At 61.5% G+C, this 15,340-nt stretch carries 16 protein-coding genes and 2 pseudogenes; 8 read left to right on the top strand and 10 right to left on the bottom strand.

The window, feature by feature from the left end:
* Positions 1 to 51: 51 nt before the first annotated feature.
* The gene (locus tag BM026_RS20305) at positions 52 to 495 is read left to right on the top strand and encodes a multidrug/biocide efflux PACE transporter (RefSeq protein ID WP_092247068.1); all 444 of its coding nucleotides are present in this window, start codon (positions 52 to 54) and stop codon (positions 493 to 495) included.
* Between the two features lie 2 nt (positions 496 to 497).
* On the opposite strand, the gene BM026_RS20300 is transcribed toward BM026_RS20305, so the two are convergent.
* Positions 498 to 1,256: an SDR family NAD(P)-dependent oxidoreductase gene (locus BM026_RS20300; protein WP_093529854.1), complete on the bottom strand. Its 759-nt coding sequence runs from the start codon at positions 1,254 to 1,256 to the stop codon at positions 498 to 500.
* Positions 1,257 to 1,362: 106 nt separating this feature from the next.
* Between BM026_RS20300 and BM026_RS20295 the strand changes: the two genes are divergently transcribed.
* A complete protein-coding gene (locus BM026_RS20295) occupies positions 1,363 to 2,259 on the top strand; it encodes a LysR family transcriptional regulator (RefSeq protein ID WP_093513942.1) in 897 nt (298 codons plus the stop codon).
* On the opposite strand, the gene BM026_RS20290 is transcribed toward BM026_RS20295, so the two are convergent.
* Positions 2,256 to 3,173 (bottom strand): LysR family transcriptional regulator, encoded by a 918-nt coding sequence (locus BM026_RS20290; RefSeq protein WP_071489492.1) that lies wholly within the window; start codon positions 3,171 to 3,173, stop codon positions 2,256 to 2,258. The two genes, BM026_RS20295 and BM026_RS20290, sit on opposite strands and share 4 nt — an antisense overlap.
* Before the next feature lie 120 nt (positions 3,174 to 3,293).
* Here BM026_RS20290 and BM026_RS20285 point away from each other — a divergent pair, with 120 nt between their 5' ends.
* From BM026_RS20285 to BM026_RS20275, 3 genes are read left to right on the top strand one after another with little or no spacing between them, the layout of a single operon-like run.
* Positions 3,294 to 4,052: a 5-oxoprolinase subunit PxpA gene (locus tag BM026_RS20285; RefSeq protein WP_092247074.1), complete on the top strand. Its 759-nt coding sequence runs from the start codon at positions 3,294 to 3,296 to the stop codon at positions 4,050 to 4,052.
* A 57-nt stretch (positions 4,053 to 4,109) separates the two neighbouring features.
* Complete coding sequence (locus tag BM026_RS20280; protein ID WP_071489494.1) at positions 4,110 to 4,988, top strand: 5-oxoprolinase subunit B family protein; 879 nt, start codon at positions 4,110 to 4,112, stop codon at positions 4,986 to 4,988.
* Complete coding sequence (locus BM026_RS20275; RefSeq protein ID WP_093529852.1) at positions 4,985 to 5,959, top strand: 5-oxoprolinase subunit C family protein; 975 nt, start codon at positions 4,985 to 4,987, stop codon at positions 5,957 to 5,959. Before BM026_RS20280 ends, BM026_RS20275 begins: the two co-directional genes overlap by 4 nt.
* 110 nt (positions 5,960 to 6,069) lie before the next feature.
* On the opposite strand, the gene BM026_RS20270 is transcribed toward BM026_RS20275, so the two are convergent.
* Positions 6,070 to 7,686, bottom strand: coding sequence for an inorganic phosphate transporter (locus BM026_RS20270; protein WP_071489496.1), 1,617 nt, complete (start codon positions 7,684 to 7,686; stop codon positions 6,070 to 6,072).
* Positions 7,687 to 8,018: 332 nt separating this feature from the next.
* Here BM026_RS20270 and BM026_RS28980 point away from each other — a divergent pair, with 332 nt between their 5' ends.
* Positions 8,019 to 8,351, top strand: coding sequence for a hypothetical protein (locus tag BM026_RS28980; RefSeq protein ID WP_139217564.1), 333 nt, complete (start codon positions 8,019 to 8,021; stop codon positions 8,349 to 8,351).
* A 154-nt stretch (positions 8,352 to 8,505) separates the two neighbouring features.
* Here BM026_RS28980 and BM026_RS20265 read toward each other — a convergent pair whose 3' ends face one another.
* The 3 genes from BM026_RS20265 to BM026_RS20255 all read right to left on the bottom strand — a co-directional run bounded on the left by BM026_RS20265 (position 8,506) and on the right by BM026_RS20255 (position 11,198).
* Positions 8,506 to 9,528, bottom strand: coding sequence for a transporter (locus tag BM026_RS20265; protein ID WP_093125423.1), 1,023 nt, complete (start codon positions 9,526 to 9,528; stop codon positions 8,506 to 8,508).
* 147 nt (positions 9,529 to 9,675) lie between these two features.
* Positions 9,676 to 9,984 (bottom strand): PepSY domain-containing protein, encoded by a 309-nt coding sequence (locus tag BM026_RS20260; protein ID WP_092247089.1) that lies wholly within the window; start codon positions 9,982 to 9,984, stop codon positions 9,676 to 9,678.
* Between the two features lie 86 nt (positions 9,985 to 10,070).
* Positions 10,071 to 11,198: a glycerophosphodiester phosphodiesterase family protein gene (locus tag BM026_RS20255; protein ID WP_092247092.1), complete on the bottom strand. Its 1,128-nt coding sequence runs from the start codon at positions 11,196 to 11,198 to the stop codon at positions 10,071 to 10,073.
* 232 nt (positions 11,199 to 11,430) lie between these two features.
* On the opposite strand from BM026_RS20255, the gene BM026_RS20250 reads away from it, so the two are divergent.
* The gene (locus tag BM026_RS20250; protein WP_071489502.1) at positions 11,431 to 11,754 is read left to right on the top strand and encodes a DUF2025 family protein; all 324 of its coding nucleotides are present in this window, start codon (positions 11,431 to 11,433) and stop codon (positions 11,752 to 11,754) included.
* Between the two features lie 46 nt (positions 11,755 to 11,800).
* Here BM026_RS20250 and BM026_RS20245 read toward each other — a convergent pair whose 3' ends face one another.
* Positions 11,801 to 12,496 (bottom strand): CTP synthase C-terminal region-related (seleno)protein, encoded by a 696-nt coding sequence (locus BM026_RS20245; RefSeq protein ID WP_175507958.1) that lies wholly within the window; start codon positions 12,494 to 12,496, stop codon positions 11,801 to 11,803.
* Between the two features lie 80 nt (positions 12,497 to 12,576).
* Between BM026_RS20245 and BM026_RS20240 the strand changes: the two genes are divergently transcribed.
* A complete protein-coding gene (locus BM026_RS20240; protein WP_093529848.1) occupies positions 12,577 to 13,455 on the top strand; it encodes a LysR family transcriptional regulator in 879 nt (292 codons plus the stop codon).
* Here BM026_RS20240 and BM026_RS20235 read toward each other — a convergent pair.
* The 3 genes and pseudogenes from BM026_RS20235 to BM026_RS29635 all read right to left on the bottom strand — a co-directional run.
* Complete coding sequence (locus tag BM026_RS20235) at positions 13,452 to 13,970, bottom strand: DUF1003 domain-containing protein (protein WP_058427265.1); 519 nt, start codon at positions 13,968 to 13,970, stop codon at positions 13,452 to 13,454. The genes BM026_RS20240 and BM026_RS20235 overlap by 4 nt on opposite strands.
* A gap of 76 nt (positions 13,971 to 14,046) precedes the next feature.
* Positions 14,047 to 14,484 (bottom strand): annotated as a pseudogene (locus BM026_RS29640) (methyl-accepting chemotaxis protein); the annotation flags it as partial.
* Positions 14,485 to 14,643: 159 nt separating this feature from the next.
* Positions 14,644 to 15,276, bottom strand: a pseudogene (locus tag BM026_RS29635) (PAS domain-containing protein); the annotation flags it as partial.
* Positions 15,277 to 15,340: the final 64 nt, after the last annotated feature.

Genomic DNA, 15,340 nt, shown 5'->3' with positions numbered 1-15,340 from the left:
TCGATTCAAAGGGTAATCATGGCAACCATCGTCCTTCACCGAGCACAGGTTATGAGCCCTACCAAGTCGATTACTGAACGCGTTTGCCAGGCCCTGGGTTTTGAAGGCCTGGCGTTGTTGATCTGTACGCCGCTGCTGGTCTGGATCACCGGCAGGCCGGCCCTGGAAATGGGCGCGGTGACCCTGGGCCTGAGCTTGTTGGCGCTGACCTGGAACATCATCTTCAACAGCCTGTTCGACCGCCTCAAGGTGCGCCTGCAACTGTCCAACGGCGGTTGGACGCGGGTGTTGCATGCGCTGATGTTCGAAGGCGGGCTGATCATCGTCGCCGTGCCGCTGATCGCGGCGTGGCTGAACATCAGCCTGATGCAGGCGTTCATGCTCGACATCGGCGTGTTGCTGTTTTTCCTGCCGTACACCTATGTGTATCACTGGGGGTATGACGTGATCCGGGAAAAAATCATCAACAGAAACGCGCCTGCAGGTTATGTGTGAAATCAGAGGAACATGCCGCCTGAGGCTTCGATGCGTTGCCCGGTGATCCAGTGGCTGCCATCGGCCAGCAGGGTCGAGATCGCCCCGCCAATGTCGTCCGGCAAACCGGCGCGACCCAGGGCGGTGTTGTTGGCCACCATCGCATTCACATCCGGGTTGTCGCGCACGGCGCCGCCGCTGAAATCCGTGGCAATGGCGCCAGGGGCCAGGGTGTTCACGCTGATCCCGCGCGGGCCCAGTTCCTTGGCCTGGTAGCGCGACAGCACTTCCACCGCACCTTTCATCGACGCATAAGCCGCATACCCCGGCAGGCTGAACCGCGCCAGGCCGCTGGAAATATTGAGGATGCGCCCACCATCGCAGATCAGCGGCAGCAATTTTTGCGTGAGGAAAAACGGTGCTTTGAAGTGGATCGCTACCAATTGGTCGAACTGCGCTTCGGTGGTCTCGGCAAAACTGGCGTGGGCGCCGATACCAGCGTTGTTGATCAGAAAGTTGAAGTGATCCTGTGCAAACACGTCCTTGAGCAGGGTGCCGACTTCGCCGACAAAGGCATCGAAGCGGTCGCTCTGGCTCACATCCAGTTGCAGCATTGCGGCGCAGCCACCCAGGGCCTGGACCTGCTCGACCACCGTCTGGGCTTCAGCTGCCGCGCTGTGGTAGGTGCCGATGATGTCGACGCCCTGGGCCGCCAGGTGCAACGCGGCGCTTTTGCCCAGGCCACGGCTGGCGCCGGTGATCAGTGCGATTTTACGGGGCATGGTGCAGTCCTCTCAGGTGATTGGTGGGACTGAGTGTATTTATTCGTCCGTAACGTGATAAACAGCGCCATACCGGAATCACTGGCCGGATAAGGCGAACAATCCCATGAATAAACTTGAGCTGTTGCGCACCTTCGTGCGCGTCACCGAACTGTCGAGTTTTACCCAGGCCGGCGAGAGCCTCGGCCTGCCGCGCTCGACCGTGTCCGAGCATGTGCAAGCCCTGGAAGAACTGCTCGGCGCGCGCCTGTTGCAACGCACCACGCGTAAGGTGCAGGCGACCCAGGACGGCCGGGTTTTGTATGAGCGCAGCAAGGACCTGCTGTCGCACATGGAGGAGTTGGAAGGGTTGTTTCGCCAGGATGAGGCGCAACTGAGCGGGCGCATCCGGGTGGACATGCCCACCGTGATGGCGCGGGAGTTGATCCTGCCGCGCTTGCCCGAATTCATGGACGCGCACCCGCTGATCGAGCTGGAGATCAGCAGTTCCGACCGCCAGGTGGATCTGATCGCCGAAGGCTTTGATTGCGTGTTGCGTGTCGGCGCCCAGCCGGATCAAACGGTGGTCGCACGAAAAGTCTGCAGCATGCCGATGGTCAACTGCGTGAGCCCGGTCTACCTGCAACGCTATGGCACGCCGATGACCCTGGCGGACCTGGCGCAGCATCAACTGGTGCATTACGTACGGCCGCTGGGGTCACGCTCGGCGGGCTTCGAATACCAGCAGGGCAATAAGGTGCACCGCGTGCCGATGGCCGGGCGGGTCACGGTCAACAGCACAGATGCCTATCAGGCTGCTTGCCTGGGTGGTTTCGGGATTACCCAGGTGCCGTTGCTCGGTATCCGCGAGTTGCTGGCGCGAGGCGAACTGGTCAGCGTCCTGCCGGATTACCCGGCTCCCCCATTGGACGTGTCGATGCTCTATGCCGGGCAACGGCATTTGCCGCAACGTGTGCGGGTATTCATGGAGTGGCTGGCTGCGACGTTGCAAGCCCAGCTCTAACGCCGTGCCGACAATTGCTGCGGCGCCAGGAACGCGTCGTGGAAGTAATCGCGCACCGCCTGCATCGCCGGGGTGAACGCGCGTTCGCGGTGCCAGGCCAGGCCCACGCTCATCGGCGTGACGGGGTCGGTGACGGTGAGGGTTTCGATGCGCTTGCCTTCCAGGGACCAGGGCCGATGCACCAGGTCGGACAGGATCGCCACGCCGCTGCCATTGGCGACCATGCTGCGCACCGCTTCCACCGAACTGGTGCGCAGCCGCACCTGGGGCGTTTGCCCGGCCTGTTCCCAATAGCGCATGGCGCTGTGTTCGGCCTCGTCGACGGTGAGCAGGATGTAGGGTTCCCGGGCCACATCGGCCAGGCTCACGGCGCCGCGCTCGCACAGCGGGTGGTGGCTGGGCAGCCACAGGCGGCGTTCCGAGTTGAACAAGATCTCCGAGACGATAGCCGGGTGGGTAAGGTTGGCGGTGAGCACCACCGCCATGTCGAACTGGCCGTCGAGCAAACCCTGTTCGATGGCTTGGCGTTCCTGCTCGAAGACCTCGATGGTCACGTCCGGGTGCCAGTGTTCCATGCGCTGCAAGTGGTGCGGCAGGAAGTAGCCGAGCACCGTGTAGCTGGCCGCCAGGCGCAGCACGCCGCTGGCGCGGTAGTCGGGCAGCGGGCTGTTCAGCGCGTCATCGACACTGCGCAGGATCACGTAGGCGCGGTTGAGAAAATGCCGCCCGGCGTCAGTCAGGTTCATGCCCTGGGCCGAACGCACGAACAGTTGCACACCGAGCATGCCCTCCAGCTCCTTGATCGCCGTGGTCACCGCCGACTGGGAGATGTTCAGGTGGATGGCCGCCTGGGAAATCTGGCCGATCTCGGCGGTGGCGACAAAGTAGCGGACTTGGCGCAAGGTCAGGGACATCGGCCTCTCCAAAACGTAGGGCTATCTGATTTTCAGAAGATGGGTTATCTGATAATAGATCTTCCCAAGGGGTCAAGGGGCAGCCTACTTTTCCTGCATCACTTAGGCGGAGCGACTTCGATGCAGGCAGTGGATTTCAATTCGGACATGGGCGAAGGCTTTGGCCCCTGGACCATCGGCGATGGCGTCGACGCTGAGCTGATGGCCTACATCAGCTCGGCCAATATCGCCACCGGCTTCCACGCCGGCGACCCCGGCACCATGCGCCGCACCGTCGAGCGGGCCAGGCAATTGGGCGTGGCCATCGGCGCGCATCCTGGCTTCCGTGATCTGGTCGGCTTTGGCCGCCGCCATATCAACGCTCCGGCCCAGGAGCTGGTGGACGACATGCTCTACCAGCTTGGCGCCCTGCGGGAAATTGCCCGCGCCCAGGGCATGACCCTGCAACACATCAAACCCCACGGCGCGCTGTACATGCACCTGGCCCGCGACGAAGAAGCCGCGCGCCTGCTGGTGCAGAACCTGCGCATCATCGAGCCGACGCTGCTGCTGTACTGCATGCCCAACTCGGTGATCTGGCGTGTCGCGCAGGAGCTGGGACAGCCGGTGGTCCGGGAGTTTTATGCCGACCGTGAGTACGATCTGACCGGCTCCATCGTGTTTACCCGCAATGTGCGGGCGCTGGACCCGGCGACGGTGGCGGCGCGCGTCCTGCGGGCCTGTCAGACGGGACTTGTTCGAACCGTGGAAGGCGAAGACCTGTTTATCGAATTCGACTCCATCTGCCTGCACAGCGACACCCCCGGTGCGCTGGAGCTGGTGGAAGCCACCCGCGAAGCGCTGGACCAAGCGGGCATCACGGTCAAGACACCACAATAAAAATCATCGCCTTATTTTTTCGCCTGCCTTTCTACAATGATTCCAAGAGGAACAGACATGGCTGAAACGTCCCCCATCCGCTACAGCTTCGGCGGTGATGAACACCTGTTTGCCGAGGTCAGCGACAGCATGTCCCTGGAGGCCTTTTTCAAGGGCATGGCGGTGACCCGCGCGGTGGAGCGCCTGGCGCTGGAAGGCGTGCTGGATGTGTGCCTGGCCAACGCATCGTTCCAGATCCGCTTCGACCCCGACCGCATCGCGCCCCATGTATTGCTCGACGCGGTGCAGACCGCCGAAGCCCAGGCCGTGGCCGAACGCACGCTGCACACGCGCATCATCGAAATCCCGGTGCTGTACAACGACCCGTGGACCCATGAAACCCTCATGCGTTTTCGCGACCGCCACCAGGACCCCAGCGGCACCGACCTGGAATACGCTGCGCGTATCAATGGCCTGGCCGATGTCGACGCGTTTATCGCTGCCCACAGCGGTGCGCCGTGGTTTGTGTCGATGGTCGGGTTTGTCGCGGGCTTGCCGTTCATGTTCCAGATGGTCGAGCGCGAGCGGCAGTTGCAGGTGCCCAAGTACCTGCGCCCGCGCACCGACACGCCGAAACTCACCCTCGGCCATGGCGGCTGTTTTGGTTGCATCTACTCGGTGCGCGGTGCCGGCGGTTACCAGATGTTCGGCGTGACCCCGGCGCCGATCTATGACCCGGCGCAGCAGTTGGCCTACCTCAAGGAGCACATGGTGTTCTTCCGGCCAGGCGATATCGTGCAGTTCAAACCCATGGACCGTGACGCCTACGACCGAGCGGTGGCCGAGGTGGACGCAGGACGTTTCGACCTGCGTATCCGTCCGGTGGAATTTTCCCTCGACGCTTTTCTCGCCGACCCCATTGGCTACCCGAAAACCCTGCAGGAGGCGCTGGCATGATCAAGGTCCTCAAACCCGGCCTCGCCACCTCCGTGCAAGACCTTGGCCGCGAAGGTTACTACCACCTGGGCATCCCGCCGTCGGGTGCGTTGGATCAATACGCGTTGAGCGCGGCCAACCACCTGGTGGGCAACCCGGTGGGCGCGGCGGGTCTGGAATGCACATTGATCGGCCCTGAACTGCAGTTCCAACAGGATGCGCTGGTGGCCCTCAGCGGCGCCCTGATGTCGCCGCGCCTGGACGGTAAAGTGGTGCACCAGGACACCGCGTTCCAGGTGCGCGCCGGGCAGGTGTTGCGCTTTGAATTTCCCAAGGCGGGGGCGCGTACTTACCTCGCGGTGGCCGGTGGCATTGATGTGCCGCTGGTACTCGGTAGCCGCTCGACCTACACCCTCGGCGCGCTTGGCGGCTTTCAGGGGCGGCGCTTGCAGGAAGGCGATGAATTGCCCATCGGTGAAGCCAGCTGCACGGGACGCGCGGGCAACAGTCTGCCAATGGCGTTGCGTCGCTCAGTGGGCGGGGATATCACCCTGCGCGTGGTGCCGGGGCTGTATTACGAGCGCCTCACGGATGCGGCAAAAAGCAGCTTTTTCGCCGAGCCCTGGGCCGTGGGTTCCGAAGCCGACCGCATCGGCTATCGCTTCAAGGGCGGCAGTGCGTTGAGCTTCCAGCCACGGGAGCAGCCGTTTGGCGCGGGGTCGGACCCGTCGAACATCGTCGACAGTTGCTACCCGATCGGTTCGATCCAGGTGCCGGCCGGGTTGGAGCCGATTGTGTTGCACCGGGATGCGGTGTCGGGCGGTGGCTACGCGATGATCGGCACGGTGATCAGCGCCGACCTGGATTTGATCGGGCAGATGCAACCGAACCAGCGGGCCGGGTTTGTGGCGGTGACGCTGGAGCAGGCGTTGGAGGCGCGGCGTGTCTACAAGAAGCGGTTGAAGATAATGTCCGGGCTGTTCGCAGGATAAAACTGTGGGAGGGGGCTTGCCCCCGATAGCGGTGGACCAGCCAGCTTCTCTATAGCTGACCCACTGCAATCGGGGGCAAGCCCCCTCCCACATGTTCAATCACTGTTGTGTCAGAAAAGTTGAGTGAACAGCCAGTAGAGGCTGCCGGAAAGCAGAATCGCCGCCGGCAACGTCAGCACCCACGCCATCGCCAGGTTGCGGATCGTGCGCATCTGCAACCCGCCCCCGTTCGCCACCATGGTCCCCGCCACACCCGACGACAGCACATGGGTGGTCGACACCGGCAACCCATACATGTCTGCCGCGCCGATGGTCAGCATCGCCACCATTTCTGCCGAGGCGCCTTGGGCGTAGGTCAGGTGGGTCTTGCCGATCTTCTCGCCCACGGTCACCACGATGCGCTTCCAGCCGACCATGGTGCCCAGGCCCAGGGCGATGGCCACGGCGATTTTCACCCACAGCGGAATAAAGCGCGTGGAATTGTCGATCTGTTGCTTGAACAGTTGCAGCTTGCCCTGGGTGTCGGCGTCGAAGCTGCCGACCTTGCCCTTGTCCATCAGGCGAATGGTTTCGCTGGTCAGGTACATGTCGTTACGCACGTTGCCGACGGCTTCGGCAGGCACCTTGGCCAGGGAGCCATAACCTTTGACTTCATCACCGATCTGCCCGGCGAGGGCGGCGAGGGCGGGGACCAGTTCCGGGGTGGCTTCCTTGGTGCGCACGTAGGTGGAGAGGATCGGGCGCGGGTCACCGGTCAGCGCTTGCGGGGCACTTTTCACCAGGGCGACCTGGGTGACTTCGGCCACTGCCGCGAACTGCAGCGACTGCTCGGCCGGCATGGTGCGGTTCAGCGCGTAGGCCATCGGCAAGGTGCCCACCAGGATCAGCATGATCAGGCCCATGCCTTTTTGCCCATCGTTGGAGCCATGGGCAAAGGACACGCCGGTGCAGGTGGCGATCAGCATGCCGCGGATCCACCACGGTGGCGGGGTGTCGCCCTTGGGTGCCTTGTACAGCGCGCGATTCTTGACGAAGGCGCGCAGGGCCAGCAACAGCATCGCCGCAAACGCGAAGCCGATCAGCGGCGACAGCAGCAAGGCGTAACCGATCTTGATCGCCTGGCTCCAGTCCACACCGCTGGTGCCGTCACGCCCGTGCATCAAGGCATTCGCCACGCCCACGCCGATGATCGAACCGATCAGCGTGTGGGACGACGACGCCGGCAAGCCCAGCCACCAGGTGCCGAGGTTCCACAGGATCGCGGCGATCAGCAGGGCGAAGATCATCGCAAAGCCGGCGGAAGAACCCACCTGCAGAATCAGCTCGACCGGCAGCAACGCAATAATCCCGAACGCCACCGCGCCGCTCGAAAGCAGCACGCCGAGGAAGTTGAAAAAGCCCGACCACACCACCGCAAAATGCGGCGGCAGCGAGTTGGTGTAGATCACCGTCGCCACGGCGTTGGCGGTGTCGTGGAAGCCGTTGACGAACTCGAAACCCAAGGCGATCAACAGCGCCACGCCCAGCAGCAGAAACGGCGTCCAGGTGGTGAGCTGGGCGCCCATTTCATGCATGTCGTGCATCAGGCTGTAGGCGGTGAACAACAGGCCCATGGCGAGCACGGCAAAGAAGATGATTACCGTCACCAGGCCGGGTTTCTTGTCCAGCCTGGGCTTGGGCGCGGCGGGTGAGGCGTGGGTGGAGGCAGTCAGGGAAGGGGTGGCCATGCGGGGGCATCCAGTGTGGGGAGGATGCCGTTCATAGTCATTGCAGAATGTTACAAAGATACTGCCATAGGTCAGTGTTTGGAGGATTGAGCATGCTGCTGGTCAGTAGTCATTCTAAACGTCCGGTCCGCCATCATCAGGAGGCAATGCCTATTGAAGGAGACAATTTTCAGTGTTGTTAAGTTTGATGTCGGGTCTTATTGGTAATGCCTGTTTCAGAGTGACTTGATACTCGTATGTACCTGTTATATTTGACAGTAGACGTACTAATGAGGGGGGCGGTTTAATCGAGTTGTCGGCCTGATTCAATTAATTTAAAAAAGGTGAATGTGATGGCTATTCCTACTCTCCCAAAAATCCAGATTCCTCAAGCTATACCTAATGCCTATGGTGAAAGCGTCCGCGTGGGGCATTTTGATATATTGAAAGTTGTTGTTCCTCCAATTACTTACGTTCCACCTTTTGGGTATAACACTGTCACAGTACTGATTGATGGCTGGCCAGTCCAAGAAGCATTGCTTGATCCAGGGGACTCCGACATTATTATACTTGATATCCCACCCTTTGCGCTAAAGTGCTGCTGGCAAACAATCGGATATACGGTTGCACATGTCCATGGTACGGATATTTCAGAAACACTCTTGCTTCTCAATGAGGGCACGTGAGGCTGAGATAAATGTTTTAACGGGCGCCAAACTGGGTTGGCGCCTCTATTTATTTGAAAATCACGTGTTTACTTGTCTTTCAAGACGGTGCTGTTTCAGGCGTCAAGGTTTAATTAGGACCCCCTGCTAGGGGCGTGGTTACGCAAATCTCAAGTCAATAGTCTTTACGCTTGCGAAAGGCCCACCGCCCGGCAATCAAGGTAAAGGTCGCCACCAACGCCACCAGGATCCAGAAGCCTTCCGGGTCCTGCGAAAGCGGCACACCTCCCACGTTCATGCCGAAAAAACCGGCGATGATGTTGATCGGCAACGCCAGCACCGTCACCACGGTGAGGGTGAACAGTGTGCGGTTGCTCTGCTCGTTGAGGTTGGCGGCGATCTCTTCCTGTAACAGCTTGATGCGTTCGCCCAGGGCCATCAGGTCGTTGATGATCAGCGCAAACTCCTCGGTGGATTTGCGCAGCTCTTTCACGTCCTCTTTTTGCAGCCATTGCGGCGGGCGGTTGAGCAGGCGCAGCAGCGAACCCGGTTCCAGCGCCAGCAGGCGTTGCAGGCGCACCAGCACCCGGCGTGCGGCCCCCAGTTCAGCGCGGTTGGTGGACAACCGTGACGAGAGCAATTGGTCCTCGATATGGTCGACGCTGATGCTGGTCTTGCGCACGATCTGCGTCAGCACTTCACCCTGGTCACGCAGCAAGTGCACGAGCAAGGCCAGCGGTGAGCGGAAGCTTTCACCGGCTTTCACCGACGAGCGCAGCTTGTCCACCGAGTGCAGCGGTTGCAGGCGTGCGCTGATCAACAGGCGGCTGCGGGCGCACACCCACAGCGTAGAAATGTCCGACGAGACCATGCTGCTGAAGTTGAACACCACGTCGTTGACCACCGCCAGCAAGGCCGAGTCAACATGCTCGATGCGGGTTGAGCGCGAACCTTCATGCAGGGCTTCGAAGAACTCTTCCGGCAGGTCCAGATGCGCCTGCATCCAGCGCTCGCATGCGGCGTGGGCCAGGTTCAGGTGCAACCACAAAAACTCGTCCGGGTCGGCCGGCTGGCGCAAGGACTGGAGGGCCGTGGCCGAATCGATCTGCTCGCCCTTTTCACCGGGGCGAAAACGGAAACCGTAAAGCAAGCCGAACAGGTCTGAGTCCTGGTGGCTGTGGTCGATGCTGTGGTTCATGGAGACTCGCAGAGAAAGGGCCTGTAGGACGTTTCACAGGTCGCGCAGCGAATCATTGCAAGGTGATATGACGATTCTGTGACCGTTTGACGGTGCCCACAAAAAAACGCGCCACCCGAAGGTGGCGCGTTTTTCACAGGGGGTAAATCAAGTGTCCAGCTTGTCTTCCAGCACGGCGCCGGTCTTGGCGTCGAGCTTCACTTCAAACCGCTTGCCGGCGGTGTCGGTCAGCTCGACTTCGTAGACCAGCACGCCGCTGTTGTTATGGTCCAACTCGGTGTCGTTGATGGTGGCGCCAGCGTGTTTGGCCAGGGCGGCAGCGTTGAGTTTGTCGAAAGGCATCACGGCGCCGGACTTGAGCAGGCCTTCAATATGATCCGGGCGAACATCCGCCTGGGCCAGGCCGGCGGTCAGGGTCAGGGCGGTAGCGGCGAACAGAGCGGTCAAGGTTTTCATGGTGTGTGTCCTTCTTCGGTGAGCTGTTTAAGTGGCGCCAGATTAACCGGCGCAACTTAACTCATCCTTAATGGCACACTGACCACTCAGTACTTATAGTCGTTCAGCAGGTCTTGCACGCTGGACGACGGCCAGCGCTTGTAGAACTTCAGCAGTTCGGCGGCGCGGTTGGTGAAGATGCCATCGACGCCGGCCTTCATCACTTTGTCGAAGTCCACCGGCTCATCGACGGTGTAGACGTGCACCAGCAGGCCCTTGTCGTGGGTCAGCTTGTTCATCTCCGGTTTGACCAGGTCCGAATAGCTCTGGTCGCCGTGGTTGGTCAGCTCGGCCGATGGGCCGGTGCCGATAGCGCCGAGGCTCTTGGCTTCGTCGACCCATTTTTCGAACTCGGCGGCATCCTTCGGTTCCTGCTTGGCGTAGTAGGCGGCCTTGGTGGTTTCGCCGGACTCAGCGAACGTCTGCTTGTTTTTCGGCTCGATGCTGCCTTCACCCACCCACAACAGCAGGATCTTCGGGGTGTTGGGCATTTCTTTCTGCAGCTCTTTGAGGCTGGCAACCTCGAAGGTTTGCAGCACCACGCGGCCCTTGCCCTGGCCGACGCCGGTGTTGCTCTTGCCCAGCTTGGAGCCGGCGGAGCTCAGCCAGCCTTTATCCAGCAGCTTGTTCTTCAGGTCGGCTTCGATGCCCGGGAATTGCTTGGGCTCCTTGGTCTCGATGTACAGGCCGGGTTTGTGCGACGGGTTGCCTTCGGCGATCTTGATGATGTCGTCCAGGCTCTGGATTTTCAGGCCGACGAAGCCTGGACGCGCGCGGTCCGGGTAGGCGGCGTTGAACCAGCTGCCGGCATCGAGGGTTTGCAGTTCTTTCCAGGTGAACTCGTTGGCCGGGGCGTCCTTGCGGTCGGGGAACTTGGTGGCCACGTCGGTGGTGCGCTGCAGGTTGTTGTCGTGCAGGGCGAACAGCACGCCGTCCTTGCTGCGCTGCAGGTCCATTTCCAGGTAGTCGGCACCCAGGTCGCGGGCAATCTTGTAGGCCGCGGCGGTGGATTCGGGGGCGTCGTAGGACGCGCCACGGTGGGCGATCACGGCTGGATACGGAATGCCTTCGTTGGTTGCCAATTCAGCCGGGCTGATCGGGTCGGCAGCCTGTGCCTGGCCAAGGCCGAGCATCAGGGCGAGCAGCAAGGCACTCTTGGTAAACGTGACAGGCATATGCGAAGTCCTTTCGTGGAGGTAGCTTTGAGAAGGCCTCCTTTTTAACAATTGATTGCGAAAGGCGCTATCACCAAACCGACATTAACGTGTGCACGCCTCGATTTTCTGCGTTTTTTTTGCAGGCATTGCAGTACTCTTGCCCGAAGCTGCCCCGTTAGAGGGCGGTACTTTGTGCCACGCGTGTAAACCATCTTTCCAGTCCCTGTGGGACTTTTCAGTGAGGTTTACCATGCGCATCACCTCCGAGCTTATCTGCCAGGCCGCCGACCAACTCCGTGGTTTTGTTGGCCTCAACCGCAAGACCGGCCAGTACATCGTGCGTTTCAGCGAAGACGCCTTCGGCATGGACGTGGCCGATGACGGCATCATTCCCACCGCCGAATTCGTCTGGCTGCCGGCCCCGGAACAGACCATGACGCTGTCCCGCGAGCGCATCCAGTTGCTGCTGGACCAGAACATCGACGACCGTATCAACATCACTGAACCGTTGCGGGTGTATATGCGGCGGGTGGAGGTTCCGCAGATCAGTGCGTTGCGCAGTCTTGTAAGCTGATCCTGTGGTGAGCAGGCAAGCCTGCTCACCACAACGAGCCTCTTGATCATGCTTGCTGGCAAGCCTTGAGCAGGGCAATCGCCAGGGGTGGGGTGATGCCTTTAAGCGCGGCGCGTTCGGGTTGGAACAGGGTGGCGACGAAGAACGGGTGGTCGAGCAGCTCCACGGCTCGCAGATCACCTGCCGAGTCATGGCCGCTGGGGATCAGGTCGCCTTCCAGCAGTGCGTCGAGAAACTCAGGGTTCACGCCGTAGCGGCAACGATAGCCTTCCTGCACATCAAGAGTGCCGTAGGCTTCTGCAATACGCGTGTAGGAGACCAGGCGCACAGTGTCGGTGGCTTCCACCAGCGCACAACTCAGTGGCGCGATCACGGCGCGCCTGGCGTGCGGCGCAAGTTCGCCGTGCTCGGCATCCTTCCAGCCCAGTACGTTGCGCGCATATTCCACCACCGTGTGCTGAAAACCGCCGCAGGTGCCGAGGAACGGCCGGCGTTGCTCGCGGGCAAAACGGATCGCCCGCAGTGCGCCATCGGTGTCGCGGTAGGGGCTGGCGGGGACGCACCAGAAGCCGTCGAAACCGTGCAGTGATTGCGGCAGGGTATCGGTGTCGAGCCACTGGACATGCACGCTCAACCCCAGGGTTTCGGCGGCCTGTTGCAAAGCCACGGGAATGGCTTGGTGGGCGATGACATCGGGGTTGTAATCGCCGATCAGGGCAAGGTGCAGAGGTGTGGTTTTCATCGTGTACATCCCATGGCTTGTGGTGTCCTGGGGCGCACTATAGATTGGCGTTCACGCAATCAATATTGGCATTTGCCCACATGTTCAATGCAGCTACGCACTATTCAATCGATTACCCTGATTTGTCGCTGATCCTCGCGCTGGTGCGTGGCGGTACGCTCGCACGGGCGGCCGCGTTGTTGCGGGTGGACGTGTCCACGGTGTTCCGCGCGGTGCGGCGCCTGGAGGCGGCGCTGGGCCAGACATTGTTTGAAAAAAGCCGCGCCGGCTACCTGCCCACCAGCCTGGCAAGCAACCTGGCGCAGCAGGCCGAGCGTGCCGAACAAGCGCTGGAGGCGGCGCGCATTGGCGTGGAGCAGGGCGGTGAGGTGATCAGCGGCACGGTGCGCCTGACCTGTACCGACTCCGTACTGCAAGGTCTGCTGTTGCCGGCCCTGGCGCAGTTCATGCCGCACTACCCGGCACTGACCCTGGAACTGAGCACCTCGAATGATTTTGCCAACCTCAGCCGCCGCGACGCGGACATCGCCCTGCGCCTGACCCGCACGCCGCCGGAACATCTGGTCGGTCGACGCCTGGGCAGCGTGGCTTATCAGGTGTGTGCCAGCGCGGATTTTGCTCGTCAGCACGCCGGCCGCGAGTTGGCCGACCTGCCATGGATCGCCCCGGATGACTTCCTGCCCGACCACCCCACGGTCGCCTGGCGTCGCGAGCATCTGCCCGGTGTACGTCCCAGTTATCGCTGCAACAGCATGTTGTCGGTTACCGAGCTGGTACGGGCAGGGTTGGGGGTGGCAGCCTTGCCGGACTTTCTATTGGGCGACGGCCTGCAATCGCTCGGCCCCGCGTTGGCAGGGCATGACACCGCGTTGTGGCTGCTCACGCGCCCGGACTGCCGAGCGTTGCGCTCGGTGGTGACCCTGTTCGATGAGCTGGGACGGCAGGTGCGTTTGCCTTAGGTTTTTCGCACAAAATGCTCATGCATTTCGCAGGTCAGGCTTTCAATGTGCTCAGTCAGTTGTTTGGTCATTTCCGTGAGCCGGGTGTTTTGCTCCAGCAGTTCCAGTAACTGTTTGGTGGTCTGCGCCGCCTGGGCCTGGCGCTCGGTATTGGCGATCGCCAGGGCTTCACGGTGCTGCGCATCCGCATCGGACTGCGCCTTGTCGCGTGCGGCCTGGCGGGTCTGGGCCAGCAGGATCAGCGGCGCGGCGTAGGCCGATTGCAGGCTGAACGCCAGGTTGAGCAGGATGAACGGGTACACATCGAAATGCGTGATGCCGGTCATGTTCAGTACCACCCACAACACCACGATGGCGGTTTGTGCGCCAAGGAAGGTCGGCGTACCGAAGAAGCGCGCGAAGGCTTCGGCCTTGAGGGCAAAGGTGTCGTTGCCGAAGGTCGGCGCCAGGTGGGCGTGGGGGCGGTGGAAGCGCAGGTGGTCGACGGGGGTGGCTTCGGGCTTTTCTGGGGTCATGGCGGGCTCGGATCTCATGCTTGAAGAACAACCAGCACTATAGACCGAGCCCCCGGCACTCCGTATGAAGATCGGGTCAGTTGCCGCCACGCTCGTTGGCGAATGCACTCACCGCCTGCACCGCTTCGCTGGTGCCTTGGCGAATCTGCAGGATAACTGTGCCAGCCTGGTTGGCCATTTCAACGCCTTGGGCGGCGCGGTCGCGGGTGGCGTCCATGCTGTCGATGGCTTGCCGGGTTTCAGCCTGAATCATCGCGATCATGCTGGAAATCTCCGTGGTGGAGCCGCTGGTGCGCGCCGCCAGTTGCCGGACTTCGTCGGCTACCACGGCGAAACCACGGCCTTGTTCACCCGCACGCGCGGCCTCGATGGCGGCGTTGAGGGCCAGCAGGTTGGTCTGGTCGGCGATACCGCGAATGGTGTTGACGATGGCAGTGATCTGTTGCGAGCGATCACCGAGCTTGGCGATCAGTTGTGAGGAACCGTCGATGTCGGCAGAAATTTCGCGCATGCCGTTGGCTGTTTTCTGAATCACCTCGGCACCTTTTTCTGCCATGTCCTGAGTGTTCAAGGACAGGTGATAGGCCTGCGCCGCACTCTGCGCGTCCGCCGCATGCTGTTGCACGCGGGCGGTGATGTCCGAGGCGAACTTCACCACTTTGCACAGCCGCCCGCTGGCGTCGTACACCGGGTTGTAGTTGGCTTCGAGCCACACGACCTGGCCGTTTTTATCCACCCGCTCGAACTGGCCGCTGAACATTTCCCCCTGGTTCAGGCGTTTCCAGAAGTCGCTGTAGGTTGAGCTGCTGGCCAGTGCCGCGCTGCAGAACATCCGGTGATGCTGGCCCTGGATCTGCGCCAGGGTGTAACCCATGCGCTGCAGGAAGTTGGCGTTGGCGGTGATGATGGTGCCGTCGAGGTTGAACTCGATCACCGCCATGGCGCGGCCAATGGCATCCAGTTTGGCATTGGCTTCGCTTTCGGCCTGCAGGCGCGGGGTGACGTCCATCGCGTATTTCACCACTTTGGTCACCAGGCCCGCGTCATCACGCACTGGGTTGTAGCTGGCTTCCAGCCACACCGACTGGCCATCACCGGCCACCCGTTCAAAGGTGCCGGACTGGAATTGGCCGTTGCGCAGGTTTGACCACAGTTGGCTGTACTCGGGGCTACGGGCGAAGGCCGGGGTACAGAACATTCGATGGGACTGGCCCTCTACCTGCTCGGCGCGGTAGCCCATGGTCTGCAGGAAATTGGCATTGGCGCGCAGCACATTGCCGGACAGGTCGAATTCGATCACCGCCATGGAGCGCTCGATAGCGTCCAGCAGGCTGGCCTGTTGGGCGATGGTGTGTTGCTGGGTGCTGATG

The sequence above is a fragment of the Pseudomonas sp. NFPP24 genome, assembly GCF_900112095.1.
Lineage (GTDB): Bacteria > Pseudomonadota > Gammaproteobacteria > Pseudomonadales > Pseudomonadaceae > Aquipseudomonas > Aquipseudomonas extremorientalis.
The sequence above is the reverse complement of the archived record's forward strand: the minus strand, read 5'-3'. Positions and strand labels throughout refer to the sequence as shown.

Bases quoted from the DNA above. Each gene is read 5' to 3' on its own strand.
- BM026_RS20305 (WP_092247068.1), top strand. From the start codon at position 52: ATGAGCCCTACCAAGTCGATTACTGAACGCGTTTGCCAGGCCCTGGGT.
- BM026_RS20300 (WP_093529854.1), bottom strand. From the start codon at position 1,256: ATGCCCCGTAAAATCGCACTGATCACCGGCGCCAGCCGTGGCCTGGGC.
- BM026_RS20295 (WP_093513942.1), top strand. From the start codon at position 1,363: ATGAATAAACTTGAGCTGTTGCGCACCTTCGTGCGCGTCACCGAACTG.
- BM026_RS20290 (WP_071489492.1), bottom strand. From the start codon at position 3,173: ATGTCCCTGACCTTGCGCCAAGTCCGCTACTTTGTCGCCACCGCCGAG.
- BM026_RS20285 (WP_092247074.1), top strand. From the start codon at position 3,294: ATGCAGGCAGTGGATTTCAATTCGGACATGGGCGAAGGCTTTGGCCCC.
- BM026_RS20280 (WP_071489494.1), top strand. From the start codon at position 4,110: ATGGCTGAAACGTCCCCCATCCGCTACAGCTTCGGCGGTGATGAACAC.
- BM026_RS20275 (WP_093529852.1), top strand. From the start codon at position 4,985: ATGATCAAGGTCCTCAAACCCGGCCTCGCCACCTCCGTGCAAGACCTT.
- BM026_RS20270 (WP_071489496.1), bottom strand. From the start codon at position 7,686: ATGGCCACCCCTTCCCTGACTGCCTCCACCCACGCCTCACCCGCCGCG.
- BM026_RS28980 (WP_139217564.1), top strand. From the start codon at position 8,019: ATGGCTATTCCTACTCTCCCAAAAATCCAGATTCCTCAAGCTATACCT.
- BM026_RS20265 (WP_093125423.1), bottom strand. From the start codon at position 9,528: ATGAACCACAGCATCGACCACAGCCACCAGGACTCAGACCTGTTCGGC.
- BM026_RS20260 (WP_092247089.1), bottom strand. From the start codon at position 9,984: ATGAAAACCTTGACCGCTCTGTTCGCCGCTACCGCCCTGACCCTGACC.
- BM026_RS20255 (WP_092247092.1), bottom strand. From the start codon at position 11,198: ATGCCTGTCACGTTTACCAAGAGTGCCTTGCTGCTCGCCCTGATGCTC.
- BM026_RS20250 (WP_071489502.1), top strand. From the start codon at position 11,431: ATGCGCATCACCTCCGAGCTTATCTGCCAGGCCGCCGACCAACTCCGT.
- BM026_RS20245 (WP_175507958.1), bottom strand. From the start codon at position 12,496: ATGAAAACCACACCTCTGCACCTTGCCCTGATCGGCGATTACAACCCC.
- BM026_RS20240 (WP_093529848.1), top strand. From the start codon at position 12,577: ATGTTCAATGCAGCTACGCACTATTCAATCGATTACCCTGATTTGTCG.
- BM026_RS20235 (WP_058427265.1), bottom strand. From the start codon at position 13,970: ATGACCCCAGAAAAGCCCGAAGCCACCCCCGTCGACCACCTGCGCTTC.